Source organism: Variovorax sp. SG517 (assembly GCF_013376045.1).
Classification (GTDB): Bacteria; Pseudomonadota; Gammaproteobacteria; order Burkholderiales; family Burkholderiaceae_C; genus Variovorax.
The window spans coordinates 492,860-516,775 of sequence record NZ_JABMJG010000001.1; the positions used below are offsets into that span (position 1 = coordinate 492,860).

At 68.7% G+C, this 23,916-nt stretch carries 26 protein-coding genes and 1 tRNA gene; 12 read left to right on the forward strand and 15 right to left on the reverse strand.

Annotated features, from left to right (window positions below; genetic code table 11):
* Positions 1–46: 46 nt before the first annotated feature.
* From flgF to flgB, 5 genes are all read right to left on the reverse strand, one after another.
* Complete coding sequence (gene flgF, locus FHT32_RS02140) at positions 47–793, reverse strand: flagellar basal-body rod protein FlgF (RefSeq protein WP_176663000.1); 747 nt, start codon at positions 791–793, stop codon at positions 47–49.
* Between the two features lie 40 nt (positions 794–833).
* A complete protein-coding gene (gene flgE / locus FHT32_RS02145) occupies positions 834–2,054 on the reverse strand; it encodes a flagellar hook protein FlgE (RefSeq protein ID WP_176663001.1) in 1,221 nt (406 codons plus the stop codon).
* Between the two features lie 78 nt (positions 2,055–2,132).
* Positions 2,133–2,819, reverse strand: a complete 687-nt coding sequence (locus FHT32_RS02150; protein ID WP_176663002.1) for a flagellar hook assembly protein FlgD — start codon at positions 2,817–2,819, stop codon at positions 2,133–2,135.
* A gap of 49 nt (positions 2,820–2,868) precedes the next feature.
* Positions 2,869–3,291, reverse strand: a complete 423-nt coding sequence (gene flgC, locus FHT32_RS02155) for a flagellar basal body rod protein FlgC (RefSeq protein WP_176663003.1) — start codon at positions 3,289–3,291, stop codon at positions 2,869–2,871.
* An 18-nt stretch (positions 3,292–3,309) separates the two neighbouring features.
* Positions 3,310–3,717, reverse strand: a complete 408-nt coding sequence (gene flgB, locus FHT32_RS02160; RefSeq protein WP_176663004.1) for a flagellar basal body rod protein FlgB — start codon at positions 3,715–3,717, stop codon at positions 3,310–3,312.
* A 231-nt stretch (positions 3,718–3,948) separates the two neighbouring features.
* Between flgB and flgA the strand changes: the two genes are divergently transcribed.
* The 6 genes from flgA (at position 3,949) to FHT32_RS02190 (ending at position 7,843) form a co-directional block, all read left to right on the forward strand.
* Complete coding sequence (flgA, locus tag FHT32_RS02165) at positions 3,949–4,680, forward strand: flagellar basal body P-ring formation chaperone FlgA (RefSeq protein WP_176663005.1); 732 nt, start codon at positions 3,949–3,951, stop codon at positions 4,678–4,680.
* Between the two features lie 89 nt (positions 4,681–4,769).
* The gene (flgM, locus tag FHT32_RS02170) at positions 4,770–5,114 is read left to right on the forward strand and encodes a flagellar biosynthesis anti-sigma factor FlgM (RefSeq protein WP_176663006.1); all 345 of its coding nucleotides are present in this window, start codon (positions 4,770–4,772) and stop codon (positions 5,112–5,114) included.
* A complete protein-coding gene (locus tag FHT32_RS02175) occupies positions 5,111–5,569 on the forward strand; it encodes a flagella synthesis protein FlgN (RefSeq protein WP_176663007.1) in 459 nt (152 codons plus the stop codon). The genes flgM and FHT32_RS02175 overlap by 4 nt, the downstream gene beginning before the upstream one ends.
* A gap of 4 nt (positions 5,570–5,573) precedes the next feature.
* Positions 5,574–5,999 carry a YadA-like family protein gene (locus tag FHT32_RS35345; RefSeq protein WP_176663008.1) on the forward strand — a complete coding sequence of 142 codons (426 nt, stop codon included), beginning with the start codon at positions 5,574–5,576 and terminating at the stop codon, positions 5,997–5,999.
* A 56-nt stretch (positions 6,000–6,055) separates the two neighbouring features.
* Positions 6,056–6,874, forward strand: a complete 819-nt coding sequence (locus tag FHT32_RS02185) for a winged helix-turn-helix domain-containing protein (RefSeq protein WP_176663009.1) — start codon at positions 6,056–6,058, stop codon at positions 6,872–6,874.
* 180 nt (positions 6,875–7,054) lie between these two features.
* Positions 7,055–7,843 carry a 4'-phosphopantetheinyl transferase superfamily protein gene (locus FHT32_RS02190; protein WP_176663010.1) on the forward strand — a complete coding sequence of 263 codons (789 nt, stop codon included), beginning with the start codon at positions 7,055–7,057 and terminating at the stop codon, positions 7,841–7,843.
* A gap of 14 nt (positions 7,844–7,857) precedes the next feature.
* Here the strand turns inward: FHT32_RS02190 and FHT32_RS02195 are convergent, their stop codons facing one another.
* Together FHT32_RS02195 and FHT32_RS02200 are read right to left on the reverse strand one after the other, a co-directional pair.
* Positions 7,858–8,676: a hypothetical protein gene (locus FHT32_RS02195; protein ID WP_176663011.1), complete on the reverse strand. Its 819-nt coding sequence runs from the start codon at positions 8,674–8,676 to the stop codon at positions 7,858–7,860.
* Positions 8,677–9,038: 362 nt separating this feature from the next.
* Entirely contained in the window at positions 9,039–12,188 is a 3,150-nt protein-coding gene (locus tag FHT32_RS02200; RefSeq protein ID WP_176663012.1) for an AAA family ATPase, read from the reverse strand.
* A gap of 141 nt (positions 12,189–12,329) precedes the next feature.
* Between FHT32_RS02200 and FHT32_RS02205 the strand changes: the two genes are divergently transcribed.
* Together FHT32_RS02205 and FHT32_RS02210 are read left to right on the forward strand one after the other, a co-directional pair.
* The gene (locus FHT32_RS02205) at positions 12,330–12,719 is read left to right on the forward strand and encodes a cupin domain-containing protein (RefSeq protein ID WP_176663013.1); all 390 of its coding nucleotides are present in this window, start codon (positions 12,330–12,332) and stop codon (positions 12,717–12,719) included.
* Entirely contained in the window at positions 12,716–13,531 is an 816-nt protein-coding gene (locus tag FHT32_RS02210; protein WP_176663014.1) for a class I SAM-dependent methyltransferase, read from the forward strand. Before FHT32_RS02205 ends, FHT32_RS02210 begins: the two co-directional genes overlap by 4 nt.
* A gap of 163 nt (positions 13,532–13,694) precedes the next feature.
* Here the strand turns inward: FHT32_RS02210 and FHT32_RS02215 are convergent.
* The 5 genes from FHT32_RS02215 to FHT32_RS02235 all read right to left on the reverse strand — a co-directional run bounded on the left by FHT32_RS02215 (position 13,695) and on the right by FHT32_RS02235 (position 17,652).
* Positions 13,695–13,784 (reverse strand) — tRNA-Ser (locus FHT32_RS02215).
* 59 nt (positions 13,785–13,843) lie between these two features.
* Complete coding sequence (serS, locus tag FHT32_RS02220; RefSeq protein WP_176663015.1) at positions 13,844–15,175, reverse strand: serine--tRNA ligase; 1,332 nt, start codon at positions 15,173–15,175, stop codon at positions 13,844–13,846.
* A gap of 106 nt (positions 15,176–15,281) precedes the next feature.
* Positions 15,282–16,247, reverse strand: coding sequence for a threonine/serine dehydratase (locus tag FHT32_RS02225; RefSeq protein ID WP_176663016.1), 966 nt, complete (start codon positions 16,245–16,247; stop codon positions 15,282–15,284).
* On the reverse strand, positions 16,244–17,212 hold the full coding sequence (ispH, locus tag FHT32_RS02230; protein WP_176663017.1) for a 4-hydroxy-3-methylbut-2-enyl diphosphate reductase: 969 nt from the start codon (positions 17,210–17,212) through the stop codon (positions 16,244–16,246). Before ispH ends, FHT32_RS02225 begins: the two co-directional genes overlap by 4 nt.
* Positions 17,209–17,652 carry a peptidylprolyl isomerase gene (locus FHT32_RS02235; RefSeq protein ID WP_019656687.1) on the reverse strand — a complete coding sequence of 148 codons (444 nt, stop codon included), beginning with the start codon at positions 17,650–17,652 and terminating at the stop codon, positions 17,209–17,211. Before FHT32_RS02235 ends, ispH begins: the two co-directional genes overlap by 4 nt.
* Positions 17,653–17,758: 106 nt before the next feature.
* Here FHT32_RS02235 and radC point away from each other — a divergent pair, with 106 nt between their 5' ends.
* Positions 17,759–18,436 carry a DNA repair protein RadC gene (gene radC, locus FHT32_RS02240; RefSeq protein WP_176663018.1) on the forward strand — a complete coding sequence of 226 codons (678 nt, stop codon included), beginning with the start codon at positions 17,759–17,761 and terminating at the stop codon, positions 18,434–18,436.
* Entirely contained in the window at positions 18,436–19,092 is a 657-nt protein-coding gene (locus FHT32_RS02245; protein WP_176663019.1) for a Smr/MutS family protein, read from the forward strand. The genes radC and FHT32_RS02245 overlap by 1 nt, the downstream gene beginning before the upstream one ends.
* A 14-nt stretch (positions 19,093–19,106) precedes the next feature.
* Here FHT32_RS02245 and FHT32_RS02250 read toward each other — a convergent pair whose 3' ends face one another.
* Genes FHT32_RS02250 through fabV form a run of 3 tightly spaced genes read right to left on the reverse strand, consistent with a single transcriptional unit; the run spans position 19,107 to position 22,024 of the window.
* On the reverse strand, positions 19,107–20,330 hold the full coding sequence (locus FHT32_RS02250) for an NAD(P)/FAD-dependent oxidoreductase (RefSeq protein ID WP_176663020.1): 1,224 nt from the start codon (positions 20,328–20,330) through the stop codon (positions 19,107–19,109).
* A gap of 50 nt (positions 20,331–20,380) precedes the next feature.
* A complete protein-coding gene (locus FHT32_RS02255) occupies positions 20,381–20,800 on the reverse strand; it encodes a group II truncated hemoglobin (protein ID WP_019656683.1) in 420 nt (139 codons plus the stop codon).
* 27 nt (positions 20,801–20,827) lie between these two features.
* Positions 20,828–22,024 carry an enoyl-ACP reductase FabV gene (gene fabV / locus FHT32_RS02260; RefSeq protein ID WP_176663021.1) on the reverse strand — a complete coding sequence of 399 codons (1,197 nt, stop codon included), beginning with the start codon at positions 22,022–22,024 and terminating at the stop codon, positions 20,828–20,830.
* 193 nt (positions 22,025–22,217) lie between these two features.
* Here fabV and FHT32_RS02265 point away from each other — a divergent pair, with 193 nt between their 5' ends.
* Both FHT32_RS02265 and FHT32_RS02270 read left to right on the forward strand, forming a co-directional pair.
* On the forward strand, positions 22,218–23,048 hold the full coding sequence (locus FHT32_RS02265; protein ID WP_176663022.1) for an ABC transporter substrate-binding protein: 831 nt from the start codon (positions 22,218–22,220) through the stop codon (positions 23,046–23,048).
* Positions 23,049–23,216: 168 nt separating this feature from the next.
* On the forward strand, positions 23,217–23,912 hold the full coding sequence (locus FHT32_RS02270) for an amino acid ABC transporter permease (protein WP_176663023.1): 696 nt from the start codon (positions 23,217–23,219) through the stop codon (positions 23,910–23,912).
* Positions 23,913–23,916 lie beyond the last annotated feature (4 nt).

Here is a 23,916-nt window from a genome sequence, read left to right on the forward strand (position 1 = left end):
GAACGAAAGTCCTGCGGAAGAAGTTGCGAGAAAGAGAGCGCGAGCGTCAGCCGTAGGCCAGCAGCTTGTTGGCGGACTGCGCGTTGGTGTCGGCCGTCTGCAGCGACTTCATCTGCATCTCGAAGCTGCGTGCGTTGGCGATCATTGCCACCATGGTTTCGACCGGGTTCACGTTGCTGCCCTCGACCACGCCGCTGACCAGCGTGACGGCCTCGTCGGCCTCGGCCGGCGGCTGGCCGGCGCGCATGCGGAACAGGCCGTCGTCGCCGCGCTCGAGGTCGGTGACTTGCGGGTTGACCAGCTTGAGGCGGCCAACCTCGGCAATGCCCGTGAGCGTGGTGGAGTACGCGTCGCGCGCACCCACCAGGCCATTGGCGGCGATGCTCACCGTGGAGCCGGGCGGCACGGTGAGCGTGCCGTTGTCGCCCACCACCGGGCGTCCGCCCATCGTGGTGAGCTGCCCGTCCGCGCCGATCTGCAGGTTGCCCACGCGGGTGTAGGCCTCGCCGCCGTCGGGCGTCTGCACGACCAGCCATCCCTGGCCGCTCACGGCCACGTCGAGCGCGCGGCCGGTCTCGGTGAGCGGGCCGTGGGTGAAGTCGGCGCCTGGCGTAGTGGCCGCCACGAAGGCGCGCGTAGGCGCCTCCTGGCCGACCACGGGCACCGCGCGGAAGTTGGCGATCTGTGCGCGGAAGCCCGGCGTCGAGACGTTCGCCATGTTGTTGGCGACGGCGGCCTGCTGTTCCATGACCTGCTTGGCGCCGCTCATGGCGACGTACAACATGCGATCCACTGGGTGCTCCTGCTTTTATCGGTCGGTCGGTACTGCCGCGTCAGCGGATGTTCATCAGCGTCTGCATGACCTGGTCCTGCGTCTTCACGGTCTGCGCATTCGCCTGGTAGTTGCGCTGCGCGACGATGAGGTTGACCAGCTCGGAGGTGAGGTCGACGTTGGATGCCTCCAGCGCGCCCGACTGCAGCGAGCCGAGCTTGGTGCCCTCGCCGGGCGTGCCGGTGAGCGGGTTGCCCGAGGCCTGCGTCTCGGCCCACACGTTGTTGCCCTTGGGCTCCAGGCCGTTCGGGTTGGCGAAGGAGGACAGCACGACCTGGCCCAGCAGCTTGGTCTGCTCGTTGGAGAACTTGCCGGTGATGGTGCCGTCGGCGTTGATCGAGAACGAGGTGAGTTCGCCCGAGCGGTAGCCGTCCTGCGCGAGCTTGCTCATGGCGTTGGCGGCGCCGAACTGCGTGGTGCCCGTGATGTCGAGCGTGGGCGTGAGTGCCGCGGCGCCGTTGGTGAGGTTGAGCGTGCCCAGGCTCAGCTGGCCGCTGGCGGGCGCGGTCATCTTGCCGGCGGAGTCGAAGGTCAGGGTGCCGAGCGCGGCACCGGCGTTCAGCGCCGCACCGTCGGCCGTGCCGTACACGCTCCAGGTGTTGGCGGGCGTCGCACTCTTCACGAAGTAGACGGACACGTCGTGCGGGTTGCCCAGCGAGTCGTAGATGGGGCCGACGGCGTTCGAGTAGTTGAAGGTGTCGGAGTCGGTCGCGTTGAAGGGCGTCTTGGTGGGCGCGGTCTTGCGCGCGTCGAGGTTGAACTCGGCGTCGATGCCGGTCGTGGCCTTGGGCGTCATGGGCGTGGTCGGGATCTGGATGGCCGCCGGCGTGCCGCCGCTGATGCCGCCGTTGGCGTTCGCGCCGAAGCCGGTGAGGCGCAGGCCCGAGGCGTTGACGATGTAGCCGTCCTTGTCGCGCGTGAACTGACCGTTGCGCGAGTACATGACTTCGCCGGTGGCGCTGGTCAGGCGGAAGAAGCCGTCGCCGTTGAGGATGGCCACGTCCAGCGGACGGCTGCTCGACTGGGTCACGCCCTGCGAGAAGTTCTGCGTCACGCCCGACACCGAAGCCCCCAGGCCGACGCGCGAACCCGCGTACACGTCCTGGAAGGTGGCGGCGGCCGACTTGAAGCCGACCGTGCCCGAGTTGGCGATGTTGTTGCCGATGACGTCGAGGTTGGCGGCGGCCACGCCGAGCCCGCTGATGCCCTGGGAAAAAGCCATGATCTATGGTTCCTTGCTTGTTGGTTTCGGTGCGATGGATGCGTTCGCTGGATGCGATCGGGAAAGAAGCCCTGCGGCTCAGAGGAACAGGCGCACGTCGGACAGGCCGATGTTGTTGCCCGTCATCAGCTCGAGCGTGACGCCGCTGGCGCCCTGCTTGACGGCCGCCACCTGCGAGAAGGTGAGCGCGGTGGACTTCACCGTCGTGCCGCCGTTGGTGGCGTTCACGCTGAAGCTGTAGGCGCCCGCGGGCACCACGGCACCCGCGTCGTCCTTGCCGTCCCAGGTGACGGCGTTGACGCCCTCTTTCATGGAACCGGCATCGATGGTGCGCACGACCTTGCCGGTGGCGTCGACGATCTTGATCTCCACGTCGGAGGCGGTGCCCGGAAGCTCCACGGCGAAGGCCTGCGAAGCGGGCTCTTTGCCCGCCTCGGGGTCCTTGGTGGTGAGCGTGTTGCCCGGCGACAGCACGTTGTAGCCGATGAGCGAGGTGGCCTGTAGCAGCTGGTTGGAGCCGGTCTGGCTCACCAGGCCCGAGAGCGTGCTGTTGAGCTTCTCGATGCCGCTGACGGTGCTCATCTGCGCGAGCTGCGAAGTGAGCTCGGCGTTCTGCATCGGGTTGAGCGGGTCCTGGTTGTTCAGCTGCGTGACCAGCAGCTTCAGGAAGCGCTGCTCGCTGTCGACGTTGGAGGTGCTGCCGTTGCCGCCGGCAGCGGAGGCGGCGTTCTGCCCGGTGATGGACGAGGTGTTGGAGATGGCCATGGCGCGGTCGTGCCTGTTCTTTCTTGTGCGTCTTGCGGGACTTGGGGAGTTACTGGCCGAGGGTCAGCGTCTTGACCATCAGCGTCTTGGCGGTGTTGAGCACCTCCACGTTGGCCTGGTAGCTGCGCGAGGCGGAGATCATGTTGGTCATCTCCTCCACCACGTTGACGTTGGGCATCGCCACGTAGCCTTCTGCGTTGGCGTGCGGGCTCTTGGGGTCGAACACGAGCCGCGGCGGAGACTGGTCTTCCACCACGCCGGCCACCCTGACGCCGCCGATGTCTCCGCCGCCGTACGACGAAGGCGCGACCTGGAACACCACCTGCTTCGCGCGGTAGGGCATGCCGTCGGGGCCGGCCACGCTTTCGGCGTTGGCCATGTTGCTCGCGGTCGCGTTCATGCGCTGCGACTGCGCGGTCATGGCCGAGCCGGCCACGTTGAAGATGTTCATGGAGGTGCTGTTGAAGGGCATGGAACGGGCTCCTGCTGCTTACTGCTGCACCGCGGAGAGCAGCGACTTGATCTTCGAATTGATGACTGTGAGGTTCGACTCGTAGCGCAGCGCGTTGTCGGCGAATGCGATGCGCTCGACGTCCATCTCGACGGTGTTGCCGTCGAGGCTGGACTGGTTGGGCACGCGGTAGAGCAGGTCCTTGTCGGAGACCGCCTGCGCCTGTCCCGCGAGATGGCGCGACGAAGTGGTGGCCAGCGACATCGACTGCGATGCGCGCCCGCGCTCCACGGCTTCGCTCAGGCGCGCGCCGAAGTCGAAGTCGCGCGCCTTGTAGTTGGGCGTGTCCGCATGGGCGATGTTGGCCGCCAGCACCTCCTGGCGCTCCGCGCGGAGGTTGAGGGCTTCGCGATTGAAGCGAAGCGCCGCATCCAGCTTGTCGATCATGTCTTTTCCATCCGTTGAGGCATCGCAGGCGCACGAAGGCGCAGCGACAGATGGAAAGCGAGTCTATGCACGAGCCGCTTTTGCAATCGTCCGAACAAAGGGGGTTTTCGCCTGCTGCTCGCAACTTCGATCGGCCCGCGGATTTCTAGAATTTCCGTGCGGCGCCGTGCCTTCTTCCCGCGTGGCGCACCGCGATCCAGGCCCTCTCATCCATACATATCCGACGACCCGATGACCTCTTCCGAGCTTCGCGATCACGCCCTGCGCGCCGTTGTGCCGGTGCTCGCGGCCATGGCGTGCACGGCATCCGCGTTCGCGTTCGCCGCCGGCATCGCCAACTCCACCGGCACCGCCGACGCCGCCGCCGCGGTCATCGAGAAATACCTGCAGGTGCAGACGGCCGGCATGCCGGGCAAGGTGACGATCAGCATCGAGGGACGCGGCACCGCCGCGCTGCCCGCGTGCGAAGCGCCCGAGGCCTTCCTGCCGCCGGGCGCGAAGCCGTGGGGCCGCGTCTCGGTGGGCGTGCGCTGCCAGGCGGAGCGGCCGTGGACGCGCTTCGTGCAGGCGCACGTGGCGGTGGAAGGCAGCTATTTCGTGGCGGCGCGCGCGATCGACGCGGGCCGGCCGCTGGGCGCGGGCGACGTCGCCGAGCGCACCGGCGACCTCACGCGGCTGCCGCGCTCGGTCATCACCAGCGCCACGGAGCTGGCCGGCGTGGTCACGGTCAACCGCGTGGCACCCGGCGCGCCGCTGCGCAAGGAGCTGGTGCGCGGCGTCACAGTGATCCAGCAGGGGCAGGCGGTGAAGGTCGTGGCCCAGGGCCAGGGCTTCGTCGTCAGCACCGAGGCCAAGGCCATGACCGGGGCGGCCGTGGGGGCCGTCGTGCAGGCCAGAACCCGCGACGGGCGGCTGGTCAGCGGCGTGGCTGACGAAGAGGGGCAGATCCAGCTGGCGCAGTGAAGCCAGGCACCCGCGCATGCCCGACATTCGTTCTTCCTAAAGTTCTTGCGCCGGCTGCCGATATACGGGTCAGCCCCTGAGGAATCAACTTGAAAATCGATCCCACCGCCCCTTCGGCCAAGCCCATTACCCGAACGCCCGCGGCCAACGCGGCCCAGGTGAGCGGTGCCGACGCCGCCCAGCGCGCCAGGCAAGCTGCGCCGGCCTCCGCGCAGGTCCGTTCGCTGCCCGGCGCCACCGGCGCCGCCGCGGCGGACTTCGACGCGGCCCGGGTGGCGGCCATTCGCGAGGACATCCGCGCCGGGCGCTACCAGGTCCGCCCCGAGCGCATCGCCGACGGCCTGCTGGCTAGCGTGCGCGACCTGCTCAGCCCGAATGTCCAGGACGCCGCGAACGCCCCGAACACCCCGAAACGCGAGGGCGGCAACGAATGAAACCGAGCCTGCTGGGCCACCTGCGCACCGAAACCGCCTGCATCGAGGAATTTCTGTCGGTGCTGGACCAGGAGGCGCTGGCCATGTCGGACCGCACCTTCGCCGACCTGGCCTCCATTGCCGCGCGAAAAACCGTGCTGCTGGAGCGCATGGCCGAGCTGGACGCCCAGCGCGAGGCCCTGCAGGCGACGCTGGGCTTCGGCCCCGGCCGCGCGGGGGCCGATGCGGCGGCCGCGGCAGGCGGCGCGGACGCGGAACGGGCCTGGAAAGCACTGTTGCAGGTCGCCGGTCAGGCACGGGACCACAACCTGCGCAACGGCTCGATGGTCTACGCGCACCTCGATTTCACTCAACAGGCGCTGCATTTCCTGCAGGCCAGCGCGCAGCTGTTCTACGGACCGGACGGCGTGCGCAAGACACAGGCGGGCTCGGGCAACCGCCTCGCGGCGGGCTGATCGCGTGCGCGCCGGGCTGCTGGTCGCGCTGTGGCTGTGCGCCACCACCCTGCACGGCGTGGCGGAAGCGGCCGAGGGCGTGCTGGTCACCAATGTGGCGCCGGGCGCGCTGCCCGGCGATGCGATCAACCTCGGGCAGCTCGACCAGGCCGGCGCCGCGCTGCGCGACGTGGAGCGCATCGCGTACTCGGGCACGGCGATGGCCGCGGCCATGACGGCCGCATACGTGCCGGCGCTGCAGCCGGGCGAGAAGGCCATCGGCCTGGCAATGGGCAGCTACAAGGGCTACGCCGCGACGAGCCTGGGCTTCAGGGCCATGTCGGACGACGGACGGATGGCCTGGGGCATGACCGTCGCCAACGCGGGGCGGGACTGGGGCTTCAACGCCGGCATCGGCTGGAAGCTCCCGCGCTCCGCGCACGAGCGCTGAGGCAGCCGCCGGAATCGCAAACACCATCACGATCACCACACATGGAAGCTCCCGACATGGACAACGATGCTCACGGCGAATCGCGGCAGGTGGCCATGGTGGGCTGCGACGAGGCCCAGGGACGGGCATGGGGCCAGAAGCTGCGGCTGATGGGCTGCACGCCGGTCTGCTTCGACAGCAGCGCCGACTTCCTGCGGGCCGCGACGCGGGGCAGCCACTTCGACCTGCTGCTGGCGGTGCTGAAGGACGAAGGCGCGTGGCCGTTGCTCACGGCCATGTGCAAGGCACTGCGCCTGCCGATCTTCCTGATCGCCAACGCCATGCAGCGCGACCTGCTGGCCGAGGTGCTGTCGACCACCGACCCCGAGTCGCGGGGTGCCGGCGTCGATTTCGCGGTGCTGCCTGTCGACGATTTCGAGGTGGGCCTGCGCGTGCGCGAGGCGCTGCGGCGCAACGAGGCCGTGCTCAACACGCAGGCGGTGAGCGCGGCCTTCGGCGACTACCGCTTCATCGGCAGCCGCAAGGTGGTGGCGTGCAAGGGCCAGGAAGTGCGCCTGAAGCCGCGCGAGTTCGAGCTGGCGCTGCTGCTGTTCCGCAATGCCGACCGGCTGCTGGAGCGCGAATGGCTGCTGGGCTCGCTGTGGACGGATTCGCGCATCGAGCGCAAGAGCCGCGTGCTCGACTGCTGCGTGGCGAACGTGCGCCGCAAGCTGTCGCTGCACAAGGGAAGTGAATTCGTCCTGCACTCGGTGTACGGGCGCGGCTACGAGCTTCGCCACGTGACGGCCGCGGCGCAGGCGGGATCGGTGGACGATTCGGGCTTTCCGGACACGTCGAACGAGCCGCTCTGGCTGGGGGAAGCGGCCCGCGCATGACTCCGGATGCGGGGCCCGGGAAGAAACGTGACGATCGCCGGCCTCGAGGAACCGCCAACATCGAAGGGGCGGGACCTGATCCAGGCCACCTCTACCAACGCCGGCTGACCGTCCCCTGCAGTATCGGCGGCCAAACTTAAGCCGGGCTGAATGCGGCCGGGGCAGGCCAGAATCCGGGGCATGCAATTGCAGATCGACCCGCAGCAGGTGCATCTCTGGCACCTGTACGTTCCGGAACAGGACGACGCCGCCTGCGAGGAGGCCACCATGGCCCTGATGACGCCCGAGGAACGCGCGAAGCACGGGCGCTTTCACTTCGCCCGGGACCGTCGCAGGTACCTGATGACGCGGGGCTTGATCCGCACGCTTCTCTCGCGCTACGCGCCCATCGCGCCGCGGGACTGGGAATTCGAGAGCAACGCCTACGGACGCCCCGCAATCGCCAATGCGCTGCCGCAGGCGCGGCGCCTGCGCTTCAACATCTCGCACAGCGCCTCGCTGATGGTGGCGGCACTGACAGTGGAGCGCGAGGTGGGCGTGGATGTCGAGCACACGGCAAGGAACGCGCCGCTGGAGATCGCCGAGCATTTCTTCTCCGCGAAGGAGGCGCGGGCGCTGGGGCAACTGCCCGCTGGGCTGCAGCCGGCGCGCTTCTGGGACCTGTGGACGCTCAAGGAAAGCTACATCAAGGCGCGCGGCATGGGCCTGTCGATTCCGCTGGACCGCTTCTCCTTCGGCCTCGATGAGGGCGGAGGCACCGCCATCGCCTTCGGGCACGACCTGGCTGACGATGCCCCCCAGCGCTGGCGGTTCTGGCGCATGCAGCCGGACGACGCGCACGCCGTGGCCCTGTGCATCGAGCGAAAGACGGCCGAAGACGTGCAGATCGCCTGCTTCAAGGCGACGCCGCTGCTTGCGTCGGTCGAGGAGTTCCAGGGCACCGTGACGCGGCAGTCACCGGGCAGCTGACGAGCGCCCGCGGCTCAGCGCTCGTCGCGATGCGCCTCGAATTCGGCGCGATTCCACAAATCGAAATACAGCACATCCGACCACTGAAGACCCAGCGGGTGCTTCGTGGCGCCGTTGCGGGTGCTGTCGCAGTCGTCGTCGAGACGGAGGCCGAAGAAGGCATCGAGCGGGGCCGGGCCTTTCTGCGCAATCGCCTTTTTGAGCAGACGGCCAGCTTCGGCAGTGTCGGCCGGCAGGGCGTCGAGGGCGGCACCCGCATGGAGGCATCGGGCGATCTCCTGCTCCACGCAGGCACGCAGCGCGTCTTCCGTTTCCTCGGACATGGTGTCGAGCTCGACCGTCTCCAGCAGCAGGTAGCGGTCGCGGTGGGCTTCGAGGAACGCGATCGTCTCGTCCAGCCAGATCGGGAGCCGGACCGGGGCGGATGGCGGCGCGGCCCGCACTGGCGCGTTCCTGCCGGGCGAGATCAACTCCTTGAAGCGCCCCAGCAGCGATTGCGGCGACTGCGGCTGCGCCTCGGCGGCGGACTGCGGGTCGGTCTCCGGAGCCGCCAGAAGCAGCGGCCGGACGATGTCGATGAAGCGCCGCACACGCTCGAAGCCGGGATCGAAGGAACTGCTGATCGCATGGAGCCTGGTCTTGCTCCCCGGCTCGTCGCCGTCGAAGCCATCGGACACCAGCGAAGCGCACAGTTGGGGATCGCCCGACATGAGCAGCCGGAACATGAACGGCACGTCGTACGGCCACTCGGACAGGCCCGAGATGGTTTCCGGGCGGTCGGCATAGGCAACGGGCCTGTTGCCGAGGCTGTAGAGGTAGGAACGGTTGGCCAACTGGAACTCCCCTTCTTGCAGGCCCGCCCTTGATCGGGAGGACGCGGGGCATTCTAGGAGGGGGCTGGCGGCCTCCGGTTGGGAGTCCACTCCATCACACGTACCCGGCCAGTTGGACAGACCAGATAGTCACTTCTTGTCAGTGCTCACCTCAGTCATATGGGTCTGAAAAACTCTGGATTCAGATTCGTTTCCTCGAAATCGGGAAATGAGCACCACTACCCAGAGCCAAAGCCCGAGATTTCCCTCAACACACCTTGCCGGCACGGCTAACTGCCCTTGGTCGCGAGCAGACCCGCTCAGCACGGGGCCGCGATCACCGAGCCACCATCCGTCCGTCACGCTTGCGCCGCGCGAACTTCCTAGCCGGCCAACTCCCGGCAGCGTGCGGCGTCCAGCGCATGGCCGCAGGCGTGGAACTCCCGCGCCGCCGCGGCGAAGCCTTCGCGCGCGGCAGCGACACGGCCCGAGGCCCGTTCGATGTGCGCCTGCGCCTCGTGCAGCGACGCGTACCAGGCCGGCAGCTTCATCACCACGTTGGCCAAGTATTCGGACTGCTGTTGGTGGCTGGCCGCCAGGTCCAGTTCGTGCGCCCTCGCGGCCGCGATGGTGGCCGGAATGGCGAAGGTGATGCGGCAGCCGGGGCAACTTTCCAGCGGGCCGCGCACGTTGGCCTCGGCCTCCTCCAGCACGCCCAGCGCGGCGTCGGGCTGCGTGGCCATCGCGATGCGGGTGCCATAGATGCGGTCCAGCAGGTGGAAGCCGACGTCGGACTGGCGCGCGACGTCGAGCGCTTCGTCGAGCAGGCCGCGCGCCCGGTCCATCTGCCCACGGTAGATCGCCAGCTCGGAGCGGCGCTGCAGCGACAGCGCTTCGCCCGTCGCACCGCCGATCGCGCGGTGCATGCGCCCGCCGGCCACCAGGTCCTGCTCGGCGGCGTCGAGCTGGCCGCTGAGCAGCCAAGCCTCGCCGCGCAGCGTGACCGCGAACGCATGCCCGCGCGCCGCGCCCAGCCGCTGCGCCTCTGTGGCCAGCGCATCGGCGAACGCGATGACCTCGGCGTACGGCCTCGAGCCGTACAAAAAGCGCTGCGTGATGCACAGGTGACCGTCGAACACGCGCACCGCCAGCTGCGGCAGGTGGCTCGTCTCCTTCAGGTCGGCCCATACGCTGCCGTGCAGGTCGCCGCGCGCGTGCGCCGCCGCGGCTTGCGACCAGGAGGCGATCACGAGCGTGCCTTCATCGCCGGTCTCCAAGGCGATCCGGCGCACTTCGGCCGACCGGCGCGTGCCTTCGGCGGGGTCCCCGAAGCCCAGGGCCGCCGCGCCGCTGTAGGCCAGCGCTTCGGCAAGGCGCCCCGCCACCGTGGTGGGATGCACATCCTTCAGGTACTGCAGGGCTCCGGGCGGGTCGCTCATCTTCACTTGGGCCAGGGCCCGCTTGGCGCGCAGTTCGTGGGACAGCGCCTCCGGCGCGACGGCGGCCGCCGCATCGTAGGCGGCCAACGTGCCGGGCCGGCCCAGCGCGTCCAGGGACTCGGCACGCAGCGCCAGGGCTTCCGGCTGCGCCGCCCGGTGCGCGAGCAGCGGCTCGACATGACGCAACACGTCCTCGTAAGCGCCGAGGCGAAAGGCCTGGCGCGCAGCCGCCAGCGCACACGGCATCGCCTGCTCGGCGTCGCCCGCGGCGAGCCAGTGATGGCCCACCAGGCCCGGTGCCGCACCGCCTTGCGCGAGCCGCGCCGCCACGTCGCGATGCCACAGCACACGCCGGTGCGGCGGGATGCCTTCGGCCAGCGCGTCCTGCACGAGGGCGTGGCGGAAGCGGTAGCGGCCATCGGCCACCACCAGCACGCCTGCGGCCAGCGCCTGGTCGAGCCGCGCCAACGGGTCGTGGCCTTCGTCGGCGGCCAGCGCCACGGCCGTGGCCACGTCGAAATCTTCGGCCGACAGCGCCAACCGGCGCAGGGCCTCCGTCGTGCCGGGGTCCAGGTCGCACAGGCGTTCGGCCAGGGCCGACGACAGGCTGCGGGACATCACCGCCGTGGCGCCGTCCGACGTGGCGGCACCGCGCGCGAGCTCGACCACGGCAAACGGCAGGCCTTCGGCACGACGGGCGATGGCGGTCGCGGCCTCGGCCGTCATCGGTGCGTCGGCCGAGCGGGCTGCGAGCAGCGCGGCTTCTTCCTCGGACAGCGGCCCCAGTTCAAGGGCTTCCAGCTGGCCGGCACGCTGCAGGCGCGAGGTGTTCCGGTCCAGCAGCGGCGGCAGCGCGTGCCGGCATGCGAGCAGCACGAACACCGGGGGGCCGCTCGCCGCCAGCTGCGTCAGCGCCTGGCCGCTCGCGTCGTCCGCCGCGTGCGCATCGTCGACGATGAGCAGCACTGGCTTGTGCGCGGCCGTGGCCAGCAGCAGCCGGCGCACCGCGCCCACCATCTGGTGGCGCCCGAGCGGCAGGGCCAGCGGTTTCACGTCGCCCGAGGCGGTCATCTGCGACAGCACGGCCTGGGCGTGCGCACCGATGGCCTGTGCCGCGTCGGGCAGTTCGCCGAGCAAGGGCTCCACCAGGTCGGCCGCGATGCCGTAGGGCCGGGTCCAGTCGCCGGCCTGCAAAGAGCGCACCTGCCAGCCCAGGCCCCGCGCTTCTTCGGCGACGCGGCGGCAGAACGCGGTCTTGCCCATTCCCGCCGGGGCGCGCACCACCGCGCCCCCCGGCCGGCCGGCGAGGCTGGCGCGCAGCCACCCCAGGACACGCACCAGCTCCATGGCACGGCCGACGAAACGCGGCGCGGCGCCCTCCAGGCCCGCCACGCATTCGCGGTACAGCGCTTCGGCCGACGGGCCGGGGCGCAGGTCGAGGGTCTGCTGCAGATGGTCGCGCAGGTGGCCGTACCAGCGCAGCGCCGAAGAGCGTCGCCCGGCCGCCAGTTCCTCGCGCATCAGCTGGACATGGGCCGCCTCGTCGGTGGGGTCTTCGCGCACCAGCCGTTCCAGGTCGCCGGTCTGGCGCAGCAGCCGCAGGAACTTGTCGCGCAACCGCTGGCGCGGCGCCTCGGTCCAGGCTTCGTAGCGGGCGTCCGGCAGGAGGTCGCCACCGTAGAGTTGCGCGGCCGCCTTGCAGGCCTGCGGATCGCCGCTGTGCAGGGCCTCGTCCGCTGCGCGCTCGAACTGCTCAGCGTCGCACGCCACAGCATGGTCGGGCAGCAGGAAAACGCGGCCGCCTCGCAGCACCAGGGCGTCGGGCTGGCCGATGAACTGGCGCGCATGGTGCGCGGCCTTGCGCAGGTTGGCGCTGCCCGCGTCGGGGTCCAGGTGCGGCCACAGGGCCTCCACCACCTGCTCGTTCGCCAGGCTGCGTCCGGGCTGCAACGCCAGCAGCTGCAGCAGCTCGGCGGCGCGCCGGGTCAGCGGCACTGGTGGAATCTGCGGGTCATCGCCGGCCACGCTCAGGTGGAACGGGCCCAGCAGCCGGATGGACACGGCTTCGGACGGCGGAGTCGGTGGGGGCGACATCGCGATTCCTTTCCCCCGGCACGGGCCGGGAACGTTTCAGGAACGCCAAGCGTGGAGCATCAGTATGCCGTCTATCGAATCTTGCGGGTGCAACGAATAGACGCACCACCCTCGCGCCCGCGGACCCTCAAGGAGTACCTCATGCATATCGCAAAAGACGCCGTCGACGTGAAGATGGAAATTCCCGGTGCCCTGATCCGGCAGCGCCTGAATTTCGGCGACGCGACCGGCTACAGCAAGATCAGCGGCGAGTACTTCACGCTGTCGGCGGGCGTCGACACGACGCCGCTGTTCCAGGGCCTGAACAACCACAACTCCTGCCAGTGCCCGCACTGGGGGTTCGTGATCAAAGGCCAGATCACCACCACCGACGACGCCGGGGAGCAGGAGACCGTCCAGACCAATGACCTGTTCTATTGGCCGCCCGGCCACAACGTCAAGGTCGACGCCGACGCGGAGATCGTGATGTTCAGCCCGCAACACGAGCACACGCACGTGATCGACCACATGATCGAGAAAGTGAAGTCATGAACCCGAACAAGGCCCTCTGGGAAAAAGGCGACTTCACCCGCATCGCCGAGAGCATGCGCGAGAGCGGCGAAGACGTCGTGCGCCACGCGCACATCACGCCCGGCATGAAGGTGCTGGACCTCGGCTGCGGCGACGGCAACACCGCCATTCCGGCCGCCAAGCTCGGCGCGCAGGTGCTGGGCGTCGACATCGCCGCCAACCTGGTAGCCGCGGGCAACCGGCGGGCGGCCCAGGCCGGGCTGTCGGCCAGCTGCCGGTTCGAGGAAGGGGACGCCTGCGAGCTGCGGCTGGAGAACAAGTCCTTCGACCTCGTCATCAGCATGTTCGGCGCCATGTTCGCGCCCAAGCCCTTCGACGTGGCACGGGAGATGGTGCGTGTCACGCGTCCGGGCGGCCGCATCCTCATGGGCAACTGGATTCCGAACGACCCCACGTTGGTGGCGCAGATCCTGAAGATCAGCTCGTCGTATGCGCCCCCGCCGCCCGAGGGTTTCGTGAGCCCGATGGGCTGGGGCTCGACTCCGAACATCATCGAGCGCTTTGGCGCGGCGGGCGTCGCTTCGGAGGCCATTAGCTGGGAACGCGACAGCTACATCTTCGACTTCAAAGGCTCGGCAGCGGAATTCGTCGACACCTTCCGGCAGTTCTACGGCCCGACCATGCACGCATTCGACGCCGCAGCCCAGGCGGGGCGCACCGACGAACTGCGCACGGAACTGGTGACGCTGTTCCAGAGCCAGAACCAGAGCCAGTACCCCAACACCTGCCTGATCGCCGCGACGTTCCTGCGGGTGACGGTGGAGGTAGGTTGATCAGCGGTCGTCAAGCAACAGAGAGAGAGAGAGAGGCAAAACCAATTCTCCGAAGGTTGCGGCGACGCGCCGCATGCCCAAATTCGACCATCGGTCGAATTGGCAGGAACGATGGTGCAAGAAATAAAAAAGCGCCCCGAAAGGCGCTTGTTTATTGACTTCTTGGAGGAGAGGGAGGGATTCGAACCCTCGGTACTATCGCTAGTACGCCTGATTTCGAGTCAGGTACATTCGACCACTCTGCCACCTCTCCGGTGCTGTCGAGCCTGCGATTCTAGCAGACAAAAAGCCTGATTTTGAAGCCCCTGCCAATCAGGCCATCAAAACTTCGAGTCCGCCGAGGTACGGGCGCAACGCGGCGGGCACGTTGATCGAGCCGTCTTCGTTCTGATGGTTCTCGAGCACGGCCACGAGCGTGCGGCCCACCGCCAGGCCGGAGCCGTTGAGGGTGTGCACCAGTTCGTTCTTGCCCTGCGCGTTCTTGAAGCGGGCCTGCAGGCGACGCGCCTGGAAGGCTTCGCAGTTGGAGACGGAGCTGATCTCGCGATAGGTGTCCTGCGCCGGCAGCCAGACTTCGAGGTCGTAGGTCTTGGTGGAGCCGAAACCCATGTCGCCCGTGCACAGCAGCACCACGCGGTACGGCAGTTCCAGCGCCTGCAGCACGGCCTCGGCGTGGCCGGTCATCTGTTCGAGCGCGTCGTAGCTCTTCTCGGGGTGCACGATCTGCACCATCTCGACCTTGTCGAACTGGTGCTGGCGGATCATGCCGCGCGTGTCGCGGCCCGCGCTGCCGGCTTCGGAGCGGAAGCACGGCGTGTGGGCGGTGAGCTTGATCGGCAGCTGCGACTCGGGCACCACCTCGTCGCGCACGAAATTCGTCAGCGGCACTTCGCTGGTCGGGATGAGATACAGCGCCGAGTGGTCGGGCGCCGGTTCGCCGTCCTGGCCGCCCTTCTTCGCGGCGAACAGGTCGCCTTCGAACTTGGGCAGCTGGCCGGTGCCGCTCAGCGTGGCGGCGTTGACGATGTAGGGCACGTAGCACTCGCTGTAGCCGTGCTTCTCGGTCTGGATGTCGAGCATGAACTGCGCGAGCGCGCGGTGCAGGCGGGCGATCGGGCCCTTCATGACGGTGAAGCGCGAGCCCGCGAGCTTGGCGCCCGTTTCGAAGTCCAGGCCCAGCGGAGCGCCGAGGTCGACGTGATCCTTGGGTGCGAAGCCCAGCGGCGTGGCGTTGGCGCCCGCACCGCCCTTGGGAGCCCAGCGGCGCATCTCGACGTTGCCGGTCTCGTCCTCGCCGACCGGCACGCTGGCGTGCGGCAGGTTGGGCACGGCCAGCAGCAGCGCGTGCAGCTCGGGCTGGATTTCTTCGAGGCGCTTGGATTGCGATTCCTGCTCGACCTTCAGCGCATTCACTTCGGCCATCAGCGCGTCGGTCGATTCGCCCTTGGCCTTGAGGGGACCGATCTGCTTGTTCAGCGCATTGCGGCGAGCCTGGATTTCCTCGGTGCGGGTCTGCAGCGTCTTGCGTTCGGCTTCGAGGGCGGTGAATGCCGAGACGTCGAGGTACGGCTGGTTCTTCTTGCGTTTTTCGAGGCCGGCCACTGCGGAGGCCAGGTCTTTGCGGAGCAGGGTGATGTCGAGCATGGGGGGATTTTAGGTGGGCGTGCGCTGGCCGAAGGCGGCAGGCTGACGATGCCCGCCGACAGGGTCGACGTGGCCTGGAGGGTGAACTGCGAGAAGCAGGAAGCCGTCAGGCAACCGTCGCGGGATCGACGTTCGCCCCACAGACGATCAGGCAGACCTTCTCGCCCGCGCGCGGCTTGTAGGCACCTGTCTGCAGCGCCGCCAGCGGCAGCGCGGCGGCCGGTTCCACGGCCAGCTTCAGCTCCTTCCAGAGCCACTGCTGGGCCGCGCGGATGGATTCGTCGGACAGCAGCAGCGCGTCCTGCACGTGCTGTCGGGTGATCTCCCAGGCGATGGCACCGATGCGGCGCGCGCCCAGCGAATCGGCGGCGATGCCGCCCACTTCCACGTCGACCGGCTCGCCGGCCTCGCGGGCGCGGAACAGCGTCGGGGCCTTCTCGGGTTCGAGCGCGACCACGCGGGAGCGCTTCTCGAACCAGCCGGCCAGGCCGCCGATCAGGCCGCCGCCGCCCACGCTCACGAGCACCGCGTCGGGCAGGCCGCCCTGCTGTTCGATCTCGCGGCCCAGCGTGCCGGCGCCGGCCACCACTTCAGGCTGGTCGTAGGCGTGGGTGAGCAAGGCGCCCGATTCCTTCTGGCGCGTCAGGCAGGCGGCCAGCGCATCGGGATACAGCTCGCCGACCACGACCACCTCGGCGCCCAGCGCACGCAGCCGCGCGCGCTTGGCTTCGGGCGACACGCCCGGCAGGAACACCTGGCAGGGCACGCCCAGCGCGCGCGCCGCGGCCGCGGTGGCGATGCCCGCATTGCCGCCCGAGGCGACGATCACGCCGCTTTGCGGAATGTCGTTGGCCAGGAGCCGGTTCATCATGCCGCGCGCCTTGAAGCTGCCGCTGACCTGCATGTGCTCCAGCTTGAGCCAGATCTCCGCGCCGCTCGCGTCGATGCCGAAGGCCGAAGCCGGCAGCTTCCACAGCGGGGTCTGGCGCAGGAAGTGGCCGGCGCGTTCGGCCAGCCGTTGCGATGCGCTATCTATTTCGGAGCGCCAGCCGGCGGTCTGGGTGGTGTTCAAGAGATGTGTCCAGGGGGAGGAATGTCGTCGAGCTTAAGGCCCTTGGGCAGCGGGAACTTGATGGTTTCCTCGATGCCGTCCATCTTGCGCACCGACACCGCGCCGAACGCGCGCACCTGGTCGATCACGTCGCGCACCAGCACCTCGGGCGCCGAGGCGCCGGCGGTGATGCCGATGCGCGCCTTGCCCTCGAACCACTCTGGCTTGAGTTCGGCGGCCGAATCGACCATGTAGCTCTCGGTGCCCAGCCGCTGCGCAAGCTCGCGCAGGCGGTTGCTGTTGGAGCTGGTGGGGCTGCCCACCACGATCACGAGGTCTACCTGCGGGCTCATGATCTTCACCGCGTCCTGGCGGTTCTGCGTGGCGTAGCAGATGTCCTGCTGCTTGGGCTCGCGCACCTTGGGAAAGCGCGCGCGCACGGCGGCGGCGATGTCGGCGGCGTCGTCCACGCTCAGCGTGGTCTGCGTGACCACGGCGAGTTTGTCGGTCTGCCCCGGGGCGACCCTGGCCACGTCTTCCACGTCTTCCACCAGGTGGATGCCGCTGGAAAGCTGGCCCATCGTGCCCTCGACCTCGGGGTGCCCCTTGTGGCCGATCATGATGAACTCGTAGCCTTCCTTCGCGAGCTTGGCGACCTCGACGTGCACCTTGGTCACCAGCGGGCAGGTCGCGTCGAAGATCGAGAAGCCGCGGTCGCGCGCCTCCTGCTCCACCGCCTTGCTCACGCCGTGCGCGCTGAACACCAGCGTGGCGCCGGGCGGCACGTCGGAGAGCTCCTCGATGAAGATCGCGCCCTTGGCCTTGAGCTCGTTCACCACGTAGGTGTTGTGCACGATCTCGTGGCGCACGTAGATCGGCGCGCCGAACTTCGCGATGGCGCGCTCGACGATCTCGATGGCGCGGTCCACGCCCGCGCAGAAACCGCGCGGCTCGGCCAGGATGACTTCGGAGATTCCGGGGTTCATAGCACGCCGATGAGCTTCACTTCGAAGGTCACGGGCTGGCCCGCGAGCGGGTGGTTGAAGTCGAAGCGCACCGCGGTGTCGTTCGACTCGATGACCGCGCCTGCGTAGCTGCCCGTGCCGTCGGGCGTGGGGAACTGCACCACGTCGCCCACGGCGTACTGCTCGTCGGGGTCGCCCATCTGCGCAAGCAGCTTTCGGGCCACCCACTGCTGCATGTCGGGATTGCGCTCGCCGAAGGCCTCGCCCGCGGGCAGCTCGAAGGTGGCATGCGTGCCCTCCTCCAGGCCCATCAGGCGCTGCTCCATGGCGGGAGAAAGCTCGCCGGTGCCGAGCGACAGGGTCGCGGGCTTGTCGGCGAAAGTGTTGATGATGTCGCCCGCCGGACCGGCCAGCCGGTAGTGCAGGGTGAGAAAGGAGCCGGAATTCACGACTTGGGACATGGAGCAGCTGATGTGTGCGAAGACGGGGAGGTGTCCCGATAAACTGGCCTCATTTTAAGGACCGGGGCTTCCACCCGGCTCCGCCAAGGTTTCACCCCGGGGTTTCATGTCTTTCAAGGATCTCCCTCTCGACGCCCGCCCGCGCGAAAAGCTCATCTCGCGCGGCGCTTCCGCGCTGGCAGACGCCGAGCTGCTGGCCCTGCTGCTGCGCACCGGCGTGGCGGGAAAGAACGTGCTGCAGCTGGCGCAGCAGCTGCTCGAGCGCTTCGGCGGCCTTTCGGGGCTGCTGCACACGGGCCCCGAAGACCTCAAGTCGGTCAAGGGCATGGGCGGCAGCGCCAAGCGCTCCGAGCTCATCGCCGTGCTCGAACTGGCGCGCCGCGCCATGGGCGAGAAGCTGCGCGAGCGCACGGTGTTCGACTCGCCCGATGCGGTGAAGCAATATCTGCAGCTGCACATCGGCACGCGCCCCCACGAGGTGTTCGCGGTGGTCTTCCTCGACGTGCAGCACCGCATGCTCGCGCTGGAGGAAATGTTCCGCGGCACGCTCACGCAGACCAGCGTCTACCCGCGCGAGGTGGTCACGCGCGCCATCCACCACCATGCCGCGGCGGTGGTGCTCGCGCACAACCACCCCAGCGGCAGCATCGAGCCCTCGCGCGCCGACGAGTCGCTCACGCAGACGCTGCGCGCCGCGCTGGCGCTGGTGGACGTGCGCGTGCTCGACCACATCATCGTGGGCCCCGGGCAGAGCTTGTCGATGGCCGAGAAGGGGCTGCTCTGATGGCCGCGCGCGCTCCGTCGATCAAGAACCTCGCCGACCTCAAGCAGGTGCAGCGCGTGCTCGCCGAGACCCGCGCGCGCGAAGCCGCCGAGGCGGCGGCCAAGGCGCTGGCCGAGCGCAAGCGCGCGGCCGAGAAAGACCTGTTCGCCCGCGCCATCGGCGCCACCGAGCCGCTGCGCCGCAAGGCCGTGGTGCCGCTTGCGCCGGAGCCGCCCGCGCCCATCCCGGTGCAGCACCAGCTCGACGAGCAGCGCGTGCTGCGCGAATCGCTCTCCGACGAGTTCGACGTGACCACGCTGCTCGACGTGGACGACGCCATGAGCTTCCGCCGCCCCGGCATCGGCACCGACGTCACCGCGCGGCTGCGCAAGGGCGACTGGGCCATCCAAGCGCAGGTCGACCTGCACGGGCTGCGCAGCGACGAGGCGCGCGAGACCCTGGGCGGCTTCATCCGCAACGCCTACAAGCAGGGCCTGCGCTGCGTGCGCGTGGTGCACGGCAAGGGCCTGGGCTCGCCGGGCAAGCAGCCGGTGCTCAAGACCAAGACGCAGCGCTGGCTGATCCAGAAGAACGAGGTGATCGCCTTCGTGCAGGCCAAGCCGGCCGAAGGCGGGGCCGGGGCGCTGGTGGTGCTGCTGGCGCCTTCGCGGCGCTGAGCACCTTTTTCGGCTCAGGCCAGCAGGTTCTTCAGCGGCACAGAGGCATCCGCCACCGCCGCCGCGTCGGGATTGCGCCCCGCTTCGAGCAGCTTGCGGCTCATCATGTGGTCGACCGGCGCGTTCACCGATTCCACGCACACGAGCTGGCCATCGACATAGTGGAACAGCGAGAACGCGTCGGGCTTCGGGCCCGCGCGGCGCACGCTGCTCAGGCCCGGCGTGCCTTCGGCGGGCATCAGGCCCACCATCTGCAGGCGCATGCCGCCCTGGTCGGACCAGAACCATGCGACCGCGTCGTGCGCGCGCGCCTCGCCGGCGAGCGTGGCGACCGCGGTGCGCGCCTGGTCGTTGGCGTTCTGCACCGATTCGAGCCGCAGCGCACGGCCCGCGCGGCGATCGGGAAAGCGCGTGCAGTCGCCCACCGCGAGCACGTCGGCCGCACTGGTGCGCATGTGCTCGTCGACCACGATGCCGTCCGCGCACTCGATGCCGGCCGCCTGCGCGAGCGCGGTCTCGGGCACAGCACCGATGCCCAGCAGCAGCAGGTCGACCGGCTGCTTCGCGCCGTTGACCTGCAGCGACACCAGCCGGTCGCCCTCGACCTCGAAGGCGCCGGTCTGCGCACCGAGCACGATCTCGATGCCCGACGCGCGATGCGTGGCCAGCACGTGCGCCGACAGCTCGGGCGACACGGCGCGGCCCAGCAGGCGCGGCGCGCTCTCGATGACCTGCACCGTCTTGCCGAGCGCCTTGGCAGTGGCCGCCACTTCGAGCCCGATGAAGCCGCCGCCGAGCACCGTCACCTTCTCTGCCGCCGCGAGCCGCGTGCGAAGGCGATGCGCCTCGTCGGCCGCGCGCAGGCTGGCGACGTTCTCCAGGCCCGGCTTCAGGTCGGGCATCTGGCGTGCGCGCGTGCCGGTGGCCAGCACCAGCTGCTGCCACGGCAGGATCGCGCCCGAGCGCAGCGTGACGGTGTGCGCCTCGCGGTCGATGGCCACGGCCGCATCGCCCAGGTGCAGCGTGATGCCGGCTTCGCGGTACCAGTCGGCGGCCTTGTGCGGCTGCGTGGTCTCTTCGGCGCTCTTCAAAAAGGCCTTGGACAGCGGCGGGCGGTGATACGGCTCGCAGGCCTCCTCGCAGACCAGGTGCACGCGCGCGCCCTGCCCGGCTTCGGCAAGCCCCGCACAGAGCTGGGCCGCGGCGTGGCCGCCGCCGATGATGACGATGGAATTCATGATGGAAGAAGCGTCTTTCGGAAATCGTTGCTCGTGTGTCTGGCCGGCGATCATTCGCCTCTATTGCGCATCCAGTCAGCGGTCTTGAAGAATGAGTCGCGAAGCCTTGCGCGCAAGTCCTCGGGCACGCCCGTCTCGCCCATCGCCTGGTCCATGCAGGCCAGCCACTGGTCGCGCTCCTTGATGCCGATGGTGTGGCCGCCGATGCTCTGCGGCAGGTGGCGCGCGCGCAGCATCGGGTGGCCGAAGCGGTCGGTGTAGTACTGCGGGCCGCCCAGCCAGCCGCAGAGGAACCAGAACAGGCGCTGGCGCGCGTTGTCGAGGCTGGTGCCGTGCACGGCGCGCAGCTGCGCGTAGGCGGGCTCGAGGTCCATCAGGTCGTAGAAGCGCTCGACCAGCGCCTCCACCTTCGCCTCGCCGCCGATCCAGTCGAAGGGCGTGCCGGCGGGCGGCTTTTCTTGTATCTGCATGGGCGGGAGTATCCCCTCAAGGGCCTGCTAGAGCTGCACGAGGCCCGGAATGCCCACATCGGGGTTCACGTCGGCCTCGTAGTCCACGCCCTCCACCGCGAAGCCGAAGAGCCGCAGGAACTCGGTCTTGTAGCCGGCGAAATCGGTGAGCTCGCCGAGGTTGGCGTCGTTCACCTGCGGCCAGAGGGCCAGCACGCGCGACTGCACCTGCGGCGCCAGCTCCTTGTAGTCGGCGCGCAGGCGGCCTTCATCGTCGATGTGCGGCGTGGCGCCGTAGAGGCTGTCGGCGTAGAGACCGTGCACCTGCTCGATGCAGCCCTCGTGCGTGCCCTCTTCCTTCATCACCTTGAACAGCAGCGACAGGTACAGCGGCATCATCGGAATGGCCGAGCTGGCCTGCGTGACCACCGCCTTCAGCACCGACACGCGCGCGTCGCCGCCCTTGGCCGCGAGCTGCGCGCGGATGCCCAGCACCTTCTGGTCGAGGTCCTTCTTGGCCGCGCCGATGGAGCCGTTCCAGTAGATGTCGTGCGTGATTTTTTCGCCCAGGTAGGTGAAGGCCGTGGTCTTGGCGCCATCGGCCAGCACGCCGGCCTGCTGCAGCGCGTCGATCCACATCTGCCAGTCCTCGCCGCCCATCACGGCCACGGTGTTGTCGATCTCCTCCTGCGTGGCGGGCTCGAGTACCGATTCCTTCACGGTCCCGCTGTCGGTGTCGAGGCCGCGCAAGGTCACCGCTTGGCCCACGGGCTTGAGCACCGAGTTGAAGACCTGGCCGGTCTTCGGATGCGTGCGCCGCGGCGCGGCCAGGCTGTAGACGACGAGGTCGACCTGCCCCAGGTCGGCGCGGATGGTGTCGATGACCTGCTGCTTCATCGCGTCGGAAAAGCCGTCGCCGTTGATGCTCTTCGCATAGAGGCCCTCGGCGTGCGCGGCGCGCTCGAAGGCGGCGGTGTTGTACCAGCCGGGCGAACCGGGCCTGGTCTCGCTGCCCGGGCGTTCGAAGAAGACACCCAGCGTGCCGGCGCCGCACCCGAAGGCGGCGGTGATGCGTGCTGCGAGGCCGTAGCCGGTCGATGCGCCGATCACCAGCACCTTCTTCGGGCCGCCCTCTATGGCGGGCCTTGCCTTGACGTATTCGATCTGCTGGCGGACGTTGGCTTCGCAGCCGGCAGGATGGGTGGTGACGCAGATGAAGCCGCGCACGCGGGGTTTGATGATCATGAGGATCTCGCTCGAAGAGATGCTGAGGGAGGCAGGAGGAAGGCGCCGGAAGCGCGTTTTTGCGCCGCGAATTTAACCCAGCCCGAAAAAGCGGCCTTCAGCTTGACCATATGCATATGTCGATTGACGATTTAATAATCAGCGGTTTTATTGATATGGTCCCGCCCCTCTGCTTTCCATCAAGGAGAAGAACATGCGCATGAAACTGATTGCAGCCGCGGCCCTCGCCGCCTCCACTTTCCTGCTCGGCACCGCCGCACACGCGGACCAGCTGGCCGACATCAAGAAGAAGGGCGAACTGGTCGTCGGCGTGCTCGGCACGGACGAGCCCGCGACCTTCGTCGACCCGAAGACGCGCCAGATCGTCGGCTACGAGGTGGACCTGGTGAACGCCATCGCGAAGAAGATCGGCGTGAAGCCGGTGCTCAAGCAGATCGCCGTGGCCGCGCGCATTCCCGAGCTGCAGCAGGGCCACGTCGACCTGGTGGCCGCCGGCCTCACGCACAACAAGGAGCGCGAGGCGCAGATCGACTTCTCGCTCACCACCTTCGTCACCGGCCAGAAGGCCATCGTGAAGAAGGACAGCGGCATCACCGAGGTGCCGCAACTCGCCGGCAAGAAGGTGCTGACCATCCGCGGCGGCACGCAGGAGCCGAACATCCGCAAGGCCGTGCCCAACGTCGAGGTCGTGACCTTCGACACGAGCCAGCAGGCCTTCCAGGCCCTGCAGCAGGGCAAGGGCGTGGGCTACGTGGACGACGAGGCCGCGCTGCTGCGCAGCTACGCCAAGCTGGGTCCGCAGAAGGCGCAGTACGTGGTGCTCAAGCAGAACCTGAGCACCGAGGCGCTGGCCATCGGCATCAAGAAGGGCGAGAGCGGGCTGAAGGCCGTGGTGGACGACACACTGCGCGAGCTCGAGAAGTCGGGCGACGCCGAGAAGATCTTCGTCAAGTGGTACGGCCCGAACACGGCATCGGGCTTCCAGTCGCGCGACTTCAAGCTCGACTCCGACAAGATCGACTGAGCCCGGCCTCAGGTCTTTCTCCTTCCCCCGCTGGGGGAAGGCCGGGATGGGGCAAGCGGCCTTCACATGAGCACCGCGTCTTTCCAGACGCCGCCGTGCCCCACCCCAACCCTCCCCCAGCGGGGGAGGAAGCCACCTCCCCTCGCGGCGGTGATACTGTCGCCCCCCATGCCCCTGTTCGACTATTCCTTGCTGCTGACCGGCAAGTACCACGACATGCTCGTCGCGGGCCTGCTGCTGTCGCTGCAGCTGCTCGCGGCCTCTCTGGTGCTGGCGCTGCCCATCGCGCTGGTGGTGGCGCTGCTGCGGCTGTCGCCCTTCGCGCCGCTGCGCTGGCTCGGCTTCGCGTACGTGGAGTCGATCCGCAACATTCCGCTGCTCGCGCACATGCTCTTCTGGTACTTCGGCGCGCCCGAACTGCTGCCGGAAGACATCAAGCAGTGGCTCTACGCAGGACACATCGAGGCCTACAGCGCCATCATCGCGCTCGCGCTGTACACGGCCGCCTTCATGGCTGAGGACATCCGAAGCGGCATCCGCGCGATTCCGACGGTGCAGTTCGAGGCCGGCCGGGCAATGGGCTTCAGCTACCTGGCCACCATGCGCCGCGTGGTGCTGCCGCAGGCGCTTCGCGTGACCATCCCGCCGCTCATCTCGCAGACGCTGAGCCTGTGGAAGAACACATCCATCGCCACCGTGATCGGCGTGGCCGAGCTGATGTACCAGGCCGGCCAGGTCGAGAGCGCAACCTTCCGCAGCTTCGAGTCCTTCGCGTTCGCGAGCGCGGCGTACCTGACGGTGTCGCTGGCGATCACGGGACTTGCCACCTGGTACCACCACCGTTACCCGGTGCGGACGATCTGAGGAA

Bases quoted from the DNA above. Each gene is read 5' to 3' on its own strand.
- flgE (WP_176663001.1), bottom strand. From the start codon at position 2,054: ATGGCTTTTTCCCAGGGCATCAGCGGGCTCGGCGTGGCCGCCGCCAAC.
- FHT32_RS02150 (WP_176663002.1), bottom strand. From the start codon at position 2,819: ATGGCCATCTCCAACACCTCGTCCATCACCGGGCAGAACGCCGCCTCC.
- flgC (WP_176663003.1), bottom strand. From the start codon at position 3,291: ATGCCCTTCAACAGCACCTCCATGAACATCTTCAACGTGGCCGGCTCG.
- flgB (WP_176663004.1), bottom strand. From the start codon at position 3,717: ATGATCGACAAGCTGGATGCGGCGCTTCGCTTCAATCGCGAAGCCCTC.
- flgA (WP_176663005.1), top strand. From the start codon at position 3,949: ATGACCTCTTCCGAGCTTCGCGATCACGCCCTGCGCGCCGTTGTGCCG.
- FHT32_RS02175 (WP_176663007.1), top strand. From the start codon at position 5,111: ATGAAACCGAGCCTGCTGGGCCACCTGCGCACCGAAACCGCCTGCATC.
- FHT32_RS02185 (WP_176663009.1), top strand. From the start codon at position 6,056: ATGGACAACGATGCTCACGGCGAATCGCGGCAGGTGGCCATGGTGGGC.
- FHT32_RS02190 (WP_176663010.1), top strand. From the start codon at position 7,055: ATGCAATTGCAGATCGACCCGCAGCAGGTGCATCTCTGGCACCTGTAC.
- FHT32_RS02200 (WP_176663012.1), bottom strand. From the start codon at position 12,188: ATGTCGCCCCCACCGACTCCGCCGTCCGAAGCCGTGTCCATCCGGCTG.
- FHT32_RS02205 (WP_176663013.1), top strand. From the start codon at position 12,330: ATGCATATCGCAAAAGACGCCGTCGACGTGAAGATGGAAATTCCCGGT.
- FHT32_RS02210 (WP_176663014.1), top strand. From the start codon at position 12,716: ATGAACCCGAACAAGGCCCTCTGGGAAAAAGGCGACTTCACCCGCATC.
- serS (WP_176663015.1), bottom strand. From the start codon at position 15,175: ATGCTCGACATCACCCTGCTCCGCAAAGACCTGGCCTCCGCAGTGGCC.
- ispH (WP_176663017.1), bottom strand. From the start codon at position 17,212: ATGAACCCCGGAATCTCCGAAGTCATCCTGGCCGAGCCGCGCGGTTTC.
- FHT32_RS02235 (WP_019656687.1), bottom strand. From the start codon at position 17,652: ATGTCCCAAGTCGTGAATTCCGGCTCCTTTCTCACCCTGCACTACCGG.
- radC (WP_176663018.1), top strand. From the start codon at position 17,759: ATGTCTTTCAAGGATCTCCCTCTCGACGCCCGCCCGCGCGAAAAGCTC.
- FHT32_RS02245 (WP_176663019.1), top strand. From the start codon at position 18,436: ATGGCCGCGCGCGCTCCGTCGATCAAGAACCTCGCCGACCTCAAGCAG.
- FHT32_RS02250 (WP_176663020.1), bottom strand. From the start codon at position 20,330: ATGAATTCCATCGTCATCATCGGCGGCGGCCACGCCGCGGCCCAGCTC.
- FHT32_RS02255 (WP_019656683.1), bottom strand. From the start codon at position 20,800: ATGCAGATACAAGAAAAGCCGCCCGCCGGCACGCCCTTCGACTGGATC.
- fabV (WP_176663021.1), bottom strand. From the start codon at position 22,024: ATGATCATCAAACCCCGCGTGCGCGGCTTCATCTGCGTCACCACCCAT.
- FHT32_RS02265 (WP_176663022.1), top strand. From the start codon at position 22,218: ATGCGCATGAAACTGATTGCAGCCGCGGCCCTCGCCGCCTCCACTTTC.
- FHT32_RS02270 (WP_176663023.1), top strand. From the start codon at position 23,217: ATGCCCCTGTTCGACTATTCCTTGCTGCTGACCGGCAAGTACCACGAC.